Genomic DNA, 14,450 nt, shown 5'->3' on the forward strand with positions numbered 1-14,450 from the left:
ATGGGGCCGCCGATCTGGGGAACGGCGGCCCCCCGCCCTGTGCACGCACGACCGGAGAGCGCAGAGCTGCGCGTCGCGCGCGACGCAGGACCTAGGCGAGTCGGGGTCCTGACCAGACGCGCGCGACGCGCAGTTCCGCATCCAGCAGCACGACGTCGCCGAGCATGCCGGGGCGCAGGCCACCGAGCACAGCGCCGCGTCCGATCGCCCGGGCCGGGGTCTCGGTGAGCGCCCGCACGGCCTCTTCGAGGGTCACGCCGGCCGCGACCGCGCGCTGCAGTGCGACGTCCTGGGTGAGCGTCGAGCCGGCGATCGAACCGGTGTCATCCGCCCTGGCCACGCCGTTCTTCACCGTGACGCTGACCGCCCCGAGGTCGTAGTGACCGTCGGCGCTTCCCGCCGCGGCCATCGCATCGGTGACGAGCGCGACCCGACCGGGGGCCGCGTCGAACACGAGCTTGACGACGTGCGGATCGAGGTGCACGTCGTCGGCGATCGCCTCGAGCACGACTCGGTGATCCGCTGCAGCGGCCAGCACCGGGCCCGGCGCACGATGGTGGATGCCCGGCATCGCGTTGAAGGCGTGGGTGAGGATCGATGCACCGGCCTCGAAAGCGGCGACAGCCGTCGCAGCATCCGCGTCGGTGTGACCCACCGCGGCCGCCGAGCCTGCGGCCACGATCTGCCTGATCGCGTCGAGCCCGCCGGGGAGCTCCGGTGCGATCGTCACCTGGCGGACCGTGCCTCGCCCGGCATCCAGCAGTCGTGCGACGTCCGCGGCGACCGGATGGCGCAGCAGCGACGGCTCATGAGCGCCGTGGTGGCCGGGGTCGAGGAACGGGCCCTCGAGGTGGGAACCGAGGATGTCGGCGTCCGTCTCGGTCAGGTCGGCGATCAGGGCGACGTTCCGTGCGAGCGAATCTACCGATGCGGTCACGAGGGAAACGACGGCGCGCGTGGTGCCGTGGGCGCGATGCAGGTCGCGACCGATGCGGATGGCGTCGACGCCGTCGTCGAACGACGCTCCGGCTCCGCCGTGCCCGTGGATGTCCACGAAGCCGGGGGTGAGCAGGGCGCCCGCTCCGGCGACGGACGTGGCATCGACGACTGCATCCGCCGATGTCCAGTCCGAACCGGTGCCGCGGGCTGCGACGGTGCCCTCCTCGATCCGGACCCAGGCGTCTTCGGTGATCGCGCCACCGTCGACGATGCGCGCCGAATGGATGACCAGCGAGCCGGTTGCGGAGGAGTGGATGCTCAACGTTCGCTCCAGGGGATTTCTTCTGCGGGGTGGAAGTCGACCCCCTCAGCTTTCCACAGCGGCGCGAGCGCCCCGACCCGGACGCGGAAGGACTCCCAGGTGCGTTCCGGGCCTTCCTGCGGCGACCAGGCCACTTCGGCCTGCGCTGCCGCCCGGGGGAAGACCAGCTGTTCGACCTCGGCGAGGGTCCGGGTGGTCTCGGACCAGAGCGGAGCCTCCACGCCGAGGATCGCGGCGTCCGGCACGTCGAGGACGGAGGTCGGTTCCCACTCATACGCGGAGCGGACGTCGATGATGGCCGCCCAGGTGAGGCCGAGGGGGAAGTCCTCGGAGTACTTCATGTCGAGGTAGGTGACGTTCGCCGCCGACATGATCAGCGCGCCGCCGCGCTCGACGAAGTGGGCGGCCTCTTCGGCGTGCGTGCCCTCGGGGGTGGTCTTGCCCCAGTACTGGCCGACGGTGCCCTCGGCGATGTCTGCGGCCGAGCCCATCTCGTGCCAGGCGACCGGGATCTTGCCGGCCTCGACGACGATCGCGGTGGCGCGCTCGGCGAACAGGTCGAAGTCGGCCTGCGGGGTGCCGAGCGATTCGTCGCCTCCCACGTGGATGTACGGCCCCGGGGTCATCTCGGCGAGCTCGCGGACGACGTCGCGCACGAACGCGTAGGTGCGCTCGTCGTGGATGCGGACGCTCGAGTGACCGACGCCCCAGCCGAGGTACGTCTCGCCGGCGACGGGCAGCGGCTGGCCGAGGCGAGCGGAGTCCGCGATCAGGTTGTCGTTCAGCACGGGTGCCTCGACGAGCTCGGGGTAGGCGACGCCGATCGCGTGGGTGTGGCCGGGCAGATCGATCTCGGGGATCACGATCATGTGACGCGAGGCGGCGTAGGCCACGATCTCGCGGTAGTCGTCCTTCGTGTAGAAGCCCCCCGGGTCTCCGTTCGCGGAGGTGCCGGCCGCCCGCTCGGTGAGCAACGGCCAGGAGTCGATGTGCACGCGCCATCCCTGGTCGTCGGTCAGGTGCAGGTGCAGGTGGTTGAACTTGAGGGCGCTGGTGCTGTCGATGAACTTCTTCACGTCGTCGACGCCGAAGAAGTGCCGAGCCACATCGAGCATGACACCTCGTCGGGCGAAGCGAGGGGAGTCGGCGACGTCGGCACCGAGCAGCGCCCAGCCGGAGTCCTCCTGGCGCAGCAGCTGCAGCAGCGTCTGGACGCCGTAGAAGAGCCCGGCCTCGTCGGCACCGACGAGGATCGCCCGCTCTCCGATCTCGAGCGTGTAGCCCTCGGGTGCGGAGGAGGCGGGGTCGACGAGGAGCTCGATCTCGGCGTCGGCCTCATCGACGAGGGCGAGGCGGATTCCGGTGCGGCGTTCGATCGCGTCGACCAGCTGTGCGGCGGCCGGGGAGGAGCCGAGCACGCGCGTCGTCGCGGTGAGCGGCATCCGTTCCTCCCGTGCGACGGCGGACACGGGTGCAGGGACGAGCGGAAGAGGATGAGGAAGGACCATGAACAAAACCTACCGGTCGTCGTGGCAGGAGGGAATGGGGGAATCGAAACGATTCTGCGCCGTCGTCGTCGCGACCGCGTGCGACGGCTCCGGCATCGGCTATGCTCGTAACCGTCGCGACTGGCGTCTGGGTGGACTACCACCGGGGAGCGACTGACCACGGAATTCGACCGCGCGCCTGGGCCGATAGGAACACCCCTTTCGAATCCGTTGTCAAAGGAGCACGTCATCATGACCGACCGTTACTTCAACGCCCCGCTCGCAGAAGTCGATCCGGAGATCGCTCAGGTCCTCGACCGTGAGCTGAAGCGTCAGCAGACCTTCCTCGAGATGATCGCCTCCGAGAACTTCGTTCCCGTCTCGGTGCTGCAGTCGCAGGGCTCGGTGCTCACGAACAAGTACGCCGAGGGCTACCCCGGGCGTCGGTACTACGGCGGCTGTGAAGAGGTCGACGTCGCCGAGTCCCTCGCGATCGAGCGGGCGAAGAGCCTGTTCGGTGCCGAGTTCGCGAACGTGCAGCCGCACTCCGGCGCCTCCGCCAACGCCGCGGTCCTCCATGCCATCGCCCGCCCCGGCGACACCCTGCTCGGCCTCTCCCTCGACCAGGGTGGTCACCTGACGCACGGCATGAAGATCAACTTCTCGGGTCGTCTGTACGACATCGTCGCCTACGGTGTCGACCCCGAGACCTCGACGATCGACATGGCGGAGGTGCGCCGTCTCGCGATCGAGCACCGACCCAAGGTCATCATCGCCGGCTGGTCGGCCTACCCGCGCACGATGGACTTCGCGGCGTTCCGCGAGATCGCCGACGAGGTCGGGGCTCTGCTCTGGGTCGACATGGCGCACTTCGCGGGTCTGGTGGCCGCGGGCCTGCACCCGAACCCGGTGCCCCACGCCCACGTCGTCTCGTCGACCGTGCACAAGACGATCGGCGGGCCGCGCTCGGGCTTCATCCTCACCAACGACGCCGACATCGCCAAGAAGATCAACTCCGCCGTGTTCCCGGGCCAGCAGGGCGGGCCGCTCATGCACGTGATCGCCGCCAAGGCGACCGCGTTCAAGCTCGCAGGCACGCCCGAGTTCAAGGAGCGCCAGGAGCGCGTGCTGCGCGGTGCCGCGCTCATCGCCGAGCGTCTGTCGAAGCAGGACCTGAAGGATGCCGGCATTGCCGTGCGCTCGGGCGGCACCGATGTGCACCTGGTGCTGGTCGACCTGCGTGATGCCGAGATCGACGGCAAGCAGGCAGAAGACCTCCTGCACGACATCCACATCACCGTGAACCGCAACGCGGTCCCGAACGACCCGCGCCCGCCGATGGTCACCTCGGGTCTGCGCATCGGCACGCCCGCACTCGCGACCCGCGGTTTCGGGGACGCCGAGTTCACCGAGGTCGCCGACATCATCGCGCTCGCACTGCTCCCCGGTGCGGACGTGGAGTCGCTGCGTGCCCGCGTCGACGCCCTGGCCGCGGCGTTCCCGCTCTACCCGGACCTGCAGCAGTGACCGCGAAGATCCTGGACGGGAAGGCCGCATCGGCCGCGATCCGAGCGGAGCTCACCGAGCGGGTGGCCGCGCTGAAGGCGAAGGGGATCACCCCGGGCATCGCGACGGTGCTCGTGGGGGCCGACCCGGCCTCGCAGCTCTACGTGGGCATGAAGCACCGGCAGTCCGAGAGCATCGGGATGAACTCGATCCAGCGGGAGCTCCCGGCGGACGCCACGCAGGCCGAGGTCGAGGCGCTGATCGACGAGCTCAACGCCGATCCCGCGTGCCACGGGTACATCGTGCAGCTGCCTCTTCCGAAGCACCTCGACACGGACGCCATCCTCGAGCGGATCGACCCGGCGAAGGACGCCGACGGTCTGCACCCGACCAACCTCGGCCGCTTGGTGCTCAACGTCAACGGTCCGATCCACACGCCGTTGCCCTGCACACCGCGCGGCGTGATCGAGCTGCTGCTGCGCAACGACTACGACCTCAGGGGCAAGCACGTGGTCGTGGTCGGCCGCGGGGTCACGATCGGCCGTTCGATCGGGCTCCTGCTCACCCGTCGCGACCTGAACGCCACGGTCACGCTGACCCACACGGGTACGGTCGACATGCCTCGCTACCTGCGGGAGGCCGACGTCATCGTCGCGGCCGCGGGCGTCAAGCACCTCATCCGTCCCGAAGACGTCAAGCCGGGGGCAGCAGTGCTCGACGTCGGCGTGACCCGGGAGACCGATCCGCAGTCCGGGAAGAACCTGGTGTTCGGCGACGTGGCGCCCGGCGTCGCGGACGTCGCCGGGTACCTTTCCCCGAACCCGGGTGGCGTCGGCCCGATGACCGTCGCCCTGCTCATGACGAACGTCGTGGAGGCCGCAGAGCGGCTCGCCTGATCGCTTCCGGAGGGGTGCCCGCGTGGCGCACCCCTTCTGACGACGGTCAGCCGAGTTCGTCGAGCATCCGACGCTGCTCGGGGGTCAGGCCGTCGCGGAGCTCTTCGCGTGCAGCCGCCGTCTCCGGCGACTCCGACGCCGCGGTGTTCGTGGCGGGGGTGGGCTTCGACCGGCTGCCGCCCCTCACCTTCGCCTGCACGGAGTCGTAGATCTCCGCGGTCTTGGCACGCATCCTGTCATCGATCCGATCGTAGATCACCCAGCCGAGGAGCAGAGCGACCGGCGGGAGCACGAAGCCCCAGAACCCCGAGGCGCGGACGCCGCTCAGCCACACCGTGAGCACCCAGATGATGAGCTCGACGACGTACACGAGCACGTACTGCACGACCTTCTCGCCGGCCTTCGTGCGCTCGGAGGCGGACTTCGCCGCCGACTTGCGGAACGCACCTGCCAGCAGGGGTTTCACGAAGAGAGCGGCGAGGGTCAGGACGACCGACGCCCACAGGGCGTTCAGGCCCACCGAGACACCGGGCAGCAGCACGCCGATCAGCAGCAGCACGGCGACGTTGAACACCGCGAGCGCGACGAATCGCACGATTCCGTTCTTCATGCGACCAGAATCCCACATCCGCCTTCGCGGGCTCACCCCTGTGCGGTGAGCGTGCTCTCGATGCCGCTGATGCGGGCCTGCTCGTCGAAGCGGAACGTCGCCGTCCCGGAGGCATCCGTGACGATCGCGCCCGAGAAGGACTCGTCGGTCCAGGTGAGGGTCCAGCCTGCGAGCCGCGCGAGGTCCCACACCGCCGTGCGGGCGTCGGAGAGATCCATTCCCGAGAGCACGCGGGGCAGCGCGACGACGGCCACCGCGACGGTGAGCGGCGCGAGCGGAGCGTCGAGCAGGAACACCGCCCGGGTGCCGTTGCCGACGGGGGCCGAGTAGTAGGGCGAGCGTCCGGTGAGCTCGACCGCGGCGCCGCCGACCGTGTGCGCGGCCTGCGCGATCCACTCGTCGTCGCCCGAGGCTTCGGCGGGGAACGGCACCTCCGGCGTGGTCAGTTCGGTGATGCCGTGCGCGGTGCCGTAGGTGTGCAGCTGCGTCGCGATGCCCTGCGGGTCTCCACTGGGATGAGCCCAGGCCCAGAGCAGGGAGCGAGGCCCCGGTGCGATCGTGGCGATCAGGTGCGCGCGCGTGACGAGCTGGCGCGACGGGTCGTCGTTCGCGGTGAAGGTGAGCGTTCCCTGCGCCATGTCCGCGTCCCAGCGGTGCTCGCCGAGGGCATCGGCGGCGGCGGAGAGGGCGTCCTGGCGGAGCGCGACGAACAGAGCGGCACGGTCGGCGAGGGGCTGGAGCGCGGCGTAGGTCATGCCGACAGTCTCCCCGGAGATGCTATGAATCCGCTAGTTCGGCCGGGGTCTTCGTGACCGCTTCCGGTCGACCCATCCGCCAGACACTCGGCACCATCAGGGTGACCAGTGCGATCGACGCGTAGACGACGCCCGAGGTCACGAGCACGGTCGCAGGATCCGCGTGCGTGATCAGCCAGCCGTAGATCAGCGTGCCGATCGGCATCACGACGAAGCTGCCGAGCATGTCGTAGCTCGCGACCCGGGAGAGTTTCTCGCCGGGGATGTTCTCCATCATCGCAAGGTTCCACCCGGTGCTGAAGACCTCGGCGCCGGCACCCGCGATGAAGGCGGCCATCGCGAGGAGGACCACGGCGGGATGGACGCCCAGTATCGTCACCGGGATCGCGAACGCGGCGATGCCGATCATGCCGTAGCGCAGCGGCCTCCGCAGCGGGAACCACATCAGCAGCAGTGTCATCAGCAGCACGCCGGCACCCTCGGCGCTGAGTACCCATCCCCACCCCGTGATCCCGAGGAGGTCGTTGTTCTTCGCGATGTAGGGGCCGACCACGCCCCAGGCACCGATGTGGATCGCGTTCATGACCATGAAGGCCAGCACGACCGTCCACAACCAGGAGCGACTCCAGAACTCCCGCCACCCGATCCGGAGGTCATGGAACATCGTGGTGCCGCCGGTGTGCGAGGGCGGCGGCAGCTTCACGAGCGCGAGCACCGGGATCGCGACCGCCCAGCCCGCGGCCTGGACCACCATCGCCCACGCGGGGCCGGCCGTGGCCACGAGGATCCCGGCCAGGACCGGACCGCCGATCGTGACGGCGGAACGGACGAACGACAGCATCGCGTTGGCCTGTTGCAGATGCTCGGGGGTCGTGAGCTGCGGGATGATGCCCTGCATGGCGGGGAGCACGAAGGCGGTCGAGGCACCGTTGACGATCGAGAGCAGCACGAGCAGCGGAATCGTCGCATTGCCGGTGAACAGGAGAGCCGCGATCGCGCCGATGGACAGGATGTCCACCACGTAGCAGGCCTGGATGATCAGAGCGCGCGGCAGACGGTCGGCGATGACACCGCCGAACAGCACGAACACGATGTTGCTGACGGTGAAGGCGGTGAGGACGAAGGACAGCGAACGGGCGTCGTTGTCGATCTCCAGCACGGCGAACGCGAGTGCGATCGACGACATCGACCCGGTGATCATGGTGATCGCGCGTGCCAGGAAGAACCAGCGGAAGTTCCGGTCCTGCATCGCGGCGAGGCCGCGGATCATCTCCTGGACTCGCTCGTGCGCATCCGATCATCTTGCCACGGCGGGCACCTTCGAATCGCGCACATGCTCCCCTCCAGGCCGCCGAAGCAGCCGGTTGCGCGATTCGAGGCGTCAGTAGCTGGCGCGTGCGGTCCCGTCGGCACGGATGAAGCGTGCGGCGAGGGCCTCGGAGGCACGGGCGAGCAGTGCGACGTCCGCGCCGACCGCCACGAAGTCGGCACCGGCGGCGAGGTAGGCGTCCGCCGTGGCGGGGTCGAAGGCGTTGACACCCACCGGTTTCCCGGCGGCCGTGACGGCATCGAACACGGTCCTGACCGCGGCCGTGACGTCGGGATGGGTCTGCTGACCGAGCAGGCCCATCGAGGCGGAGAGGTCGGACGGACCGACGAACACCGCATCGACACCGTCGACCGCGGCGATCTCGGCAGCGGCGTCGACCCCGGCGGTCGTCTCGATCTGGACCGTGAGGGAGGTGTGCTGCGCGGACTCCTGAAGGTAGTCGTCGACGCGGTTCCACCGGGCACTGCGTGCGAGCGCACTGCCCACCCCGCGGACGCCGGCCGGGGGATAGCGGGTGGCGGCGACCGCGGCGCGTGCCTCCTGGGCGGATGACACCATCGGGACGATCAGGTTCTGCGCCCCGAGATCGAGGACCTGTTTGATCGCGACGGTGTCGTTGGAGGGGACGCGCACGACCGGGGTGATCGGGTACGCGGCGACCGCCTGGAGCTGCAGGAGCACCGCGTCGAGGGTGTTCGCCGAGTGCTCCATGTCGATCAGCAGCCAGTCGAGTCCTGAGCCTGCGGCGACCTCGGCGAGGAGCGGGCTGCCCGAGCAGACCCACATCCCCACGGACGGACGATCGGTGGCGGCGAGCTGCTCTCGGAACGACGGATCTAGACGAAGCGACATGCGACAGTTCCCATCGGTCCGTAGTCGCACAGCACGTCATCGCCGCGCGACACCCACATCGGGCGCGTGAACGATCCTGCCAGGATGATCTCGCCCGCCTCGAGACGCGCGCCGTGCTGATGGAACTTGTTGGCGAGCCACGCCACGCCGGTGGCCGGGTGGCCGAGCACTCCGGCGGCCACCCCCGTCTCCTCGATCTCGCCGTTGCGGGAGAGGACCCCCGGCACCCATCGCAGATCGATCTCGTCCGGACGACGGTGGACCGTTCCGAGAACCATCGCGCCATAGGCGGCGTTGTCGCTGATCGTGTCGACGATCGTGCGCCCCTCGAGCTCGATGTGCGAGTTCAGCACCTCGAGTGCCGGGACGGCGTAGTCGATCGCCTCCAGGGCATCCTCGAGGGTGCAGTCCGGCCCCTCGAGTGGTTTCTTCAGCACGAACGCCAGCTCGACCTCGATGCGCACGTTCGAGAAATGGTCGACCGGGATCTCTGCGCCCGACTCGTGGACGGTGTCGTCGAACATCACCCCGTAGTCCGGCTCGGTGATACCCGTCGCCTGCTGCATCGCCTTCGACGTCAGACCGATCTTGCGCCCGACGAGGCGGCGCCCCGCGGCGATCTGGGTGTCGCGCCAGACGCCCTGGATCGCGTACGAATCCTCGACCGTGGCCTCCGGGTATCGCGCTGTGATCCGGGGGATCACCGCGTGCGTGCGATCGGCTTCCGCGAGTTCTGCGGCGATCTGCGCGATCGTCTCCTCTGACAGCATCCGTGCCTCCTAGAGCTGGTGGCCCAGCTTGTACTCGCCCTGCTTGTACTCGGGCATCGACTTCTCGCCTTCGTCGGCACGCGTGTACGAGAAGCCGTCGGCGCCGATGGTCACCGCCATCTCGCTGGAGTCGGTTCGCGCGGTCACGGGCTGCGGGTTGCCGTCGAGGTCGAGCACGAGCGAGGCGTCGGTGTACCAGGAGGGCACGACCGGGGTGCCCCACCAGTCGCGGCGCTGGTTGTCGTGCACATCCCACGTCACGACCGGGTTGTCGGGGTCGCCCGTGTAGTAGTCCTGCGTGTAGATCTCGACGCGGTGGCCGTCGGGGTCGCGCAGGTACAGGTAGAACGCGTTCGAGACGCCGTGACGACCCGGGCCTCGCTCGATCGCGTCCGACCGGCGCAGAGCACCGAGCTTGTCGCAGATCGCGAGGATGTTGTGCTTCTCGTGCGTGGCGAAGGCCACGTGGTGCATGCGCGGACCGTCGCCTCCGGTGGTCGCGGTGTCGTGGACGGTCGGCTTGCGGCGCAGCCAGGCGGCATAGACGGTGCCTTCGTCGTCCTGGATGTCCTCGGTGACCCGGAAGCCCAGGTCTTGGTAGTGCCGCACAGCGCGCGGCACATCAGGGGTGACCTGGTTGAAGTGATCCAGACGCACGAGCTCACCGGGGGTGTGCAGGTCGTAGCGCCACGACAGACGCTCGACGTGGTCCGTCGCGTAGAAGAACTCGTAGGGGAAGCCCAGGGGGTCGACGACACGGACGGAGTCGCCGATGCCCTTGACGAAGCCGTTCTCGTTGCGGCGGACGTCGCAGCCCAGTTCGGTGTAGAACTCGACGGCGCGGTCGAGGTCCTCCGGCGTGCGCACCCGGTAGGAGAACGCGGCCACGGCGGCGATCGGCCCCTGACGCAGGATCAGGTTGTGGTGGATGAACTCCTCGGTCGAGCGCAGGTAGATCGCCTGCTCGTCCTCCTCGGTCACGTACAGGCCGAGGATGTCGACGTAGAACTGTCGCGAGGCGGCCAGGTCGGTGACCACGATCTCCATGTACGCGCACCGCAGGATGTCCGGCGGTGTGCTCTTCGGCGTCGTGACGGGGTTGTCCGATTGGATCGGTGCCTCCTGGCTCACGTAGTAGCCCGAGGAGGTCAGGGTCTTTGCGGTCTTGTCGGTCATGTCAGCGTCCTTGCTTTGGGGGTTCCGGTCGCGATATGTCAGCGTTCTGAGCCGAATAGGGTGACATATCGCGACCGGAGCGCGGGGAGAGGGTCAGTTCTTGCCGAAGGTCGGGTTGTGCGAGTGGGCCGCGAGCGTGATATGCACGCTCTGCTGGTCGGTGTAGAAGTCGATCGAGCGGTAGCCGCCCTCATGGCCGAGACCCGAGGCCTTCACACCGCCGAACGGGGTGCGGAGGTCGCGCACGTTGTTGCTGTTCAGCCAGACCATGCCGGCCTCGACGGACTGCGCGAAGTTGTGTGCGCGCTTGAGGTCGTTGGTCCAGATGTAGGCGGCGAGCCCGTACTTCGTGTTGTTCGCGAGCGACAGTGCCTCCTCGTCGGAGTCGAACGGCGTGATCGCGACGACCGGCCCGAAGATCTCCTCCTGGAAGATGCGGGCGTCGGGGGACACGTCGGCGAACACCGTGGGGGCGACGAAGTTGCCCTCCTCGAAGCCCTCCGGACGACCGCCACCGGCGACCAGGCGCCCCTCCGTCTTGCCGATCTCGACGTAGCTCATCACCTTGTCGTAGTGCTCGGGGTGGACGAGCGCGCCGACCTCGGTGGCCGGATCGTGGGGGTAGCCGACCTTCACGCGCTTCGCCTGTGCCGCGTAGCGCTCCACGAACTCCTCGTAGATCGAGCGCTCGACGAGGATGCGGGATCCTGCCGTGCAGCGCTCGCCGTTGAGGGAGAACACACCGAAGATCGTGGCGTCGACGGCGGCTTCCAGGTCGGCGTCGGCGAAGACCACGGCCGGCGACTTTCCACCGAGCTCCATCGACAGGCCCTTGAGGAACGGGGCCGCGTTGCCGAAGATGATCTGTCCGGTGCGGCTCTCGCCCGTGAAGGAGATGAGCGGCACGTCGGGGTGCTTGACCAGCGCGTCGCCCGCGTCTTCGCCCAGGCCGTTCACCAGGTTGAAGACACCCTGCGGAAGACCGGCCTCCTCGAAGATGCCCGCCCACAGCGAGGCCGACAGCGGGGTGAACTCGGCGGGCTTGAGCACGACCGTGTTGCCGGTCGCGAGCGCGGGGCCGAGCTTCCACGACTCGAGCATGAAGGGCGTGTTCCAGGGCGTGATGAGGCCCGCGACGCCGATCGGCTTGCGGTTGACGTAGTTCATCTGGCGGCCGGGCACCTTGAACGCATCGTCCGACTGCGCCACGATGAGGTCTGCGAAGAAGCGGAAGTTCTCGGCGGCGCGACGGGCCTGACCCAGAGCCTGAGTGATCGGGAGGCCGGAGTCGTAGGACTCGAGCTCGGCCAGGCGGGTGTCACGCGACTCGACGATGTCCGCGATCCGGTGCAGCACGCGCGACCGCTCGCGGGGGAGCATCCGCGGCCAGGGGCCCTCGTCGAATGCACGCCTCGCGGCGGCGACCGCGAGGTCGATGTCGGCCTTCTTCCCGGCGGCGGCGGTCGTGTAGGCCTGGTTGGTGACCGGGTCGAGGACATCGAACGTGTCGCCGTCGACGGAGTCGACGAACGCGCCGTCGATGTAGTGCTGGATGTGGTCGGGAAGGTCGGCGGGGATGCGCGAATCAGTCATGACTGTTCTCCTGTGGCGTGGGCGGTACGGGTGTGCAGCGCATCGAGGAACGCGTCCCTCGTGCGCCAACGGTGGTTGCGGGCGGCGAGCTCGATCTCGAGCGGGTCGGCCCCTTCGCGGATGAGTTCGAGGATCTGCGTGTGCTCGTCGACCGAGTGGTTGGCGCGCCCTGGGACGTACGCGAACGTGGTGTCGCGGATGCCGGAGAGTCGGGCCCAGCCGCGATGGACGAGGTCGAGCAGATGCGGGTTCGGGCACGGGGCGAACAGCACGGAGTGGAACTGACGGTTCAACTCCGTGAAGCTGTGCGCGTCGAAGTGGTCGAGCAGTCGCGTCATGCGCTCATTGACCTCCGCGGCCTCGGCGAGGGCGTCGGCGTCGAGCAGGGGAGCGGAGAGCGCGGTGGCGGCGCCTTCGACGAGCCCCAGCGTCTGCATGGTGTGCGCGTACTCGCTCTCGTCCACGAGCGTCACCCTGGCGCCGACGTTGCGCTCGAACGTGACGAGACCTTCGGCTTCGAGACGGCGGATCGCTTCCCGGACCGGGACCACGCTCATGTCGAGCTCCTCGGCGATCGCGCCGAGCACCAGGCGGTATCCCGGGCCGAAGACGTGTGCAGCGATGCGGGAGCGGATCCAGGTGTACGCCTGCTCCGACTTGCTGGTGCTGGCGACCGTGGTCATCGCTGACCCCGGTCGGACGTGGCGGCCTCGTAGCGGGCGCGCCACTCCGCGTTGAGGGGGAACAGTCCATCGACCGGATGCCCGGCGGCGACCTGCTCGGCGATCCAGGCGTCCTCGATCTCCTGGGCGACCGCATCGGCGGCGACCTCTTCCGCCAGACCGGGGGGGATGACGATCACGCCGTCGCTGTCGCCGACGATGATGTCGCCGGGCTGCACGGTCGCCCCGCCGCAGGAGATCGTGACATCCACGTCCCACGGCACGTGTTTGCGTCCGAGGACCGACGGGTGCGCGCCCTGGGAGAACACCGGCAGACCGATCTCGGCCACGGCATCGAAGTCGCGGACCCCGCCATCGGTGACCACACCGGCCGCCCCGCGGGTCTTCGCCCGAAGCGCGAGGATGTCGCCGAGGGTGCCCGTGGTGGCGTCGCCCCGTGCCTCGATGACGATGACCTCATCTTCGTCGACCGCGTCGAAGGCGCGCTTCTGGGCGTTGTACCCGCCGCCGTGGGCCGTGAAGAGATCTTCGCGGAACGGCACGAACCGCAGCGTCTTCGCGGTGCCGACGATCTTGCGACCCGGGATGTTGACCGACACCCCGTCGATGAAGCAGGAGTGGTGGCCACGCTTGCGGAGCTGCGCCGAGAGCCCGGCGGTCGGGGCTTCGAGGAGCAGCGTCCGCAGCTCGGGCGAGAGCGCGGAAGCCTTCTCGACAGGGGGGAGGCCGGCTTCCTCGCGCGACCCCCAGGCCTCGGTGCGCTGCAGATCGTCCACGGCGGGGAGTGAGCCGAGGTCGCCGTCGAACGGGACATCGCCCTGCGTCACGGTGGTGATGAGTCGGCCCGAGGTCGGGGCGCCGGGAGCGGTCGGGGCGTCCACCTCGACCTCGACGACATCACCGGGGACGATGACGGAGGAGCCGGCGGGGGTGCCGGTGAGGATCACGTCGCCGGGTTCGAGGGTGAAGTGCTGGGAGAGGTCGGCCACGAGCTGCGCGAGGGGGAAGATGAGCCCCGCCGTGGTGTCGTCCTGGCGGAGTTCGCCGTTGACCCAGGTGCGCACCCGGAGGGCTTCGGGGTCGACCGAGCGGGCGTCGATGACGTCCGGGCCGAGCGGTGTGTAGCCGTCGCCGCCCTTGGAGCGGACGTTCGAGCCCTTGTCGTTCGCGCGGAGGTCGTACAGGCCGAGGTCGTTCGCTGCGGTGACCCCGCCGACGTGCGACCAGGCCTCGGCGAGCGGGACCCGACGCGCCGCCGTGCCGATCACGAGGGCGATCTCCCCTTCGAAGGCGAGCAGCTCGGTGCCGGCGGGGCGTTCGACCGTGCCTCCGGAGGCGGCGACGGAACTCGCCGGCTTGAAGAAGTAGGAGGGGGAGGCGGGGCGCCTGCCGCGCTGATCAGCACGGGACGCGTAGCTCAGATGGATCGCGATGATCTTGCCGGGGCGGCTGATGGTCTCCGTCACGGGGCGCCTCCTCGCGCTCGTCTGCGACGCCTTGTGCGTCGTATTCGAAATCATATATCATCGGT

The 14,450-nt window shown here is 69.1% G+C and carries 13 protein-coding genes and 1 riboswitch; of the genes, 2 read left to right on the forward strand and 11 right to left on the reverse strand.

The genetic code is table 11. The features are described from left to right. Nucleotides 1–91: 91 nt before the first annotated feature. Together L978_RS09235 and L978_RS09240 are read right to left on the reverse strand one after the other, a co-directional pair. On the reverse strand, nucleotides 92–1,261 hold the full coding sequence (locus L978_RS09235) for an N-acetylglucosamine-6-phosphate deacetylase (protein ID WP_156118264.1): 1,170 nt from the start codon (nucleotides 1,259–1,261) through the stop codon (nucleotides 92–94). After that, the gene (locus L978_RS09240) at nucleotides 1,258–2,769 is read right to left on the reverse strand and encodes a family 20 glycosylhydrolase (protein WP_081996986.1); all 1,512 of its coding nucleotides are present in this window, start codon (nucleotides 2,767–2,769) and stop codon (nucleotides 1,258–1,260) included. Before L978_RS09240 ends, L978_RS09235 begins: the two co-directional genes overlap by 4 nt. 106 nt (nucleotides 2,770–2,875) lie before the next feature. Next, a riboswitch (ZMP/ZTP riboswitch) is annotated at nucleotides 2,876–2,960 on the forward strand. Nucleotides 2,961–3,000: 40 nt separating this feature from the next. On the opposite strand from L978_RS09240, the gene glyA reads away from it, so the two are divergent. Together glyA and L978_RS09250 are read left to right on the forward strand one after the other, a co-directional pair. Further along, a complete protein-coding gene (gene glyA, locus L978_RS09245) occupies nucleotides 3,001–4,275 on the forward strand; it encodes a serine hydroxymethyltransferase (protein ID WP_047522668.1) in 1,275 nt (424 codons plus the stop codon). After that, on the forward strand, nucleotides 4,272–5,150 hold the full coding sequence (locus tag L978_RS09250) for a bifunctional methylenetetrahydrofolate dehydrogenase/methenyltetrahydrofolate cyclohydrolase (protein WP_047522669.1): 879 nt from the start codon (nucleotides 4,272–4,274) through the stop codon (nucleotides 5,148–5,150). Before glyA ends, L978_RS09250 begins: the two co-directional genes overlap by 4 nt. Before the next feature lie 46 nt (nucleotides 5,151–5,196). Here the strand turns inward: L978_RS09250 and L978_RS09255 are convergent, their stop codons facing one another. From L978_RS09255 to L978_RS09295, 9 genes are all read right to left on the reverse strand, one after another. Next, complete coding sequence (locus L978_RS09255) at nucleotides 5,197–5,760, reverse strand: phage holin family protein (protein ID WP_047522671.1); 564 nt, start codon at nucleotides 5,758–5,760, stop codon at nucleotides 5,197–5,199. A gap of 32 nt (nucleotides 5,761–5,792) precedes the next feature. Beyond that, on the reverse strand, nucleotides 5,793–6,515 hold the full coding sequence (locus tag L978_RS09260) for a DUF6882 domain-containing protein (RefSeq protein WP_047522678.1): 723 nt from the start codon (nucleotides 6,513–6,515) through the stop codon (nucleotides 5,793–5,795). A gap of 22 nt (nucleotides 6,516–6,537) precedes the next feature. Beyond that, nucleotides 6,538–7,785, reverse strand: coding sequence for an MFS transporter (locus tag L978_RS09265; protein ID WP_047522680.1), 1,248 nt, complete (start codon nucleotides 7,783–7,785; stop codon nucleotides 6,538–6,540). A gap of 111 nt (nucleotides 7,786–7,896) precedes the next feature. Then, nucleotides 7,897–8,697, reverse strand: a complete 801-nt coding sequence (locus L978_RS09270; RefSeq protein ID WP_047522682.1) for an HpcH/HpaI aldolase family protein — start codon at nucleotides 8,695–8,697, stop codon at nucleotides 7,897–7,899. Continuing rightward, the gene (locus L978_RS09275; protein WP_047522684.1) at nucleotides 8,682–9,467 is read right to left on the reverse strand and encodes a fumarylacetoacetate hydrolase family protein; all 786 of its coding nucleotides are present in this window, start codon (nucleotides 9,465–9,467) and stop codon (nucleotides 8,682–8,684) included. The genes L978_RS09270 and L978_RS09275 overlap by 16 nt, the downstream gene beginning before the upstream one ends. Before the next feature lie 9 nt (nucleotides 9,468–9,476). Further along, nucleotides 9,477–10,643, reverse strand: coding sequence for a 3,4-dihydroxyphenylacetate 2,3-dioxygenase (hpaD, locus tag L978_RS09280; RefSeq protein WP_047522686.1), 1,167 nt, complete (start codon nucleotides 10,641–10,643; stop codon nucleotides 9,477–9,479). Between the two features lie 93 nt (nucleotides 10,644–10,736). Next, on the reverse strand, nucleotides 10,737–12,236 hold the full coding sequence (gene hpaE, locus L978_RS09285; protein ID WP_047522688.1) for a 5-carboxymethyl-2-hydroxymuconate semialdehyde dehydrogenase: 1,500 nt from the start codon (nucleotides 12,234–12,236) through the stop codon (nucleotides 10,737–10,739). Then, complete coding sequence (locus L978_RS09290) at nucleotides 12,233–12,919, reverse strand: GntR family transcriptional regulator (protein WP_047522690.1); 687 nt, start codon at nucleotides 12,917–12,919, stop codon at nucleotides 12,233–12,235. The genes hpaE and L978_RS09290 overlap by 4 nt, the downstream gene beginning before the upstream one ends. After that, the gene (locus L978_RS09295) at nucleotides 12,916–14,385 is read right to left on the reverse strand and encodes a fumarylacetoacetate hydrolase family protein (RefSeq protein ID WP_047522692.1); all 1,470 of its coding nucleotides are present in this window, start codon (nucleotides 14,383–14,385) and stop codon (nucleotides 12,916–12,918) included. Before L978_RS09295 ends, L978_RS09290 begins: the two co-directional genes overlap by 4 nt. Between the last annotated feature and the right edge of the window lie 65 nt (nucleotides 14,386–14,450).

Origin of the sequence: Microbacterium sp. ZOR0019, from assembly GCF_000800925.1 — a bacterium.
GTDB lineage: Bacteria > Actinomycetota > Actinomycetes > Actinomycetales > Microbacteriaceae > Microbacterium > Microbacterium aurugineum.

Excerpts from the sequence above, each read along its gene's own strand:
- L978_RS09240 (WP_081996986.1), bottom strand. The coding sequence starts at position 2,769 with ATGGTCCTTCCTCATCCTCTTCCGCTCGTCCCTGCACCCGTGTCCGCC.
- glyA (WP_047522668.1), top strand. The coding sequence starts at position 3,001 with ATGACCGACCGTTACTTCAACGCCCCGCTCGCAGAAGTCGATCCGGAG.
- L978_RS09255 (WP_047522671.1), bottom strand. The coding sequence starts at position 5,760 with ATGAAGAACGGAATCGTGCGATTCGTCGCGCTCGCGGTGTTCAACGTC.
- L978_RS09260 (WP_047522678.1), bottom strand. The coding sequence starts at position 6,515 with ATGACCTACGCCGCGCTCCAGCCCCTCGCCGACCGTGCCGCTCTGTTC.
- L978_RS09265 (WP_047522680.1), bottom strand. The coding sequence starts at position 7,785 with ATGATCCGCGGCCTCGCCGCGATGCAGGACCGGAACTTCCGCTGGTTC.
- L978_RS09270 (WP_047522682.1), bottom strand. The coding sequence starts at position 8,697 with ATGTCGCTTCGTCTAGATCCGTCGTTCCGAGAGCAGCTCGCCGCCACC.
- L978_RS09275 (WP_047522684.1), bottom strand. The coding sequence starts at position 9,467 with ATGCTGTCAGAGGAGACGATCGCGCAGATCGCCGCAGAACTCGCGGAA.
- hpaD (WP_047522686.1), bottom strand. The coding sequence starts at position 10,643 with ATGACCGACAAGACCGCAAAGACCCTGACCTCCTCGGGCTACTACGTG.
- hpaE (WP_047522688.1), bottom strand. The coding sequence starts at position 12,236 with ATGACTGATTCGCGCATCCCCGCCGACCTTCCCGACCACATCCAGCAC.
- L978_RS09290 (WP_047522690.1), bottom strand. The coding sequence starts at position 12,919 with ATGACCACGGTCGCCAGCACCAGCAAGTCGGAGCAGGCGTACACCTGG.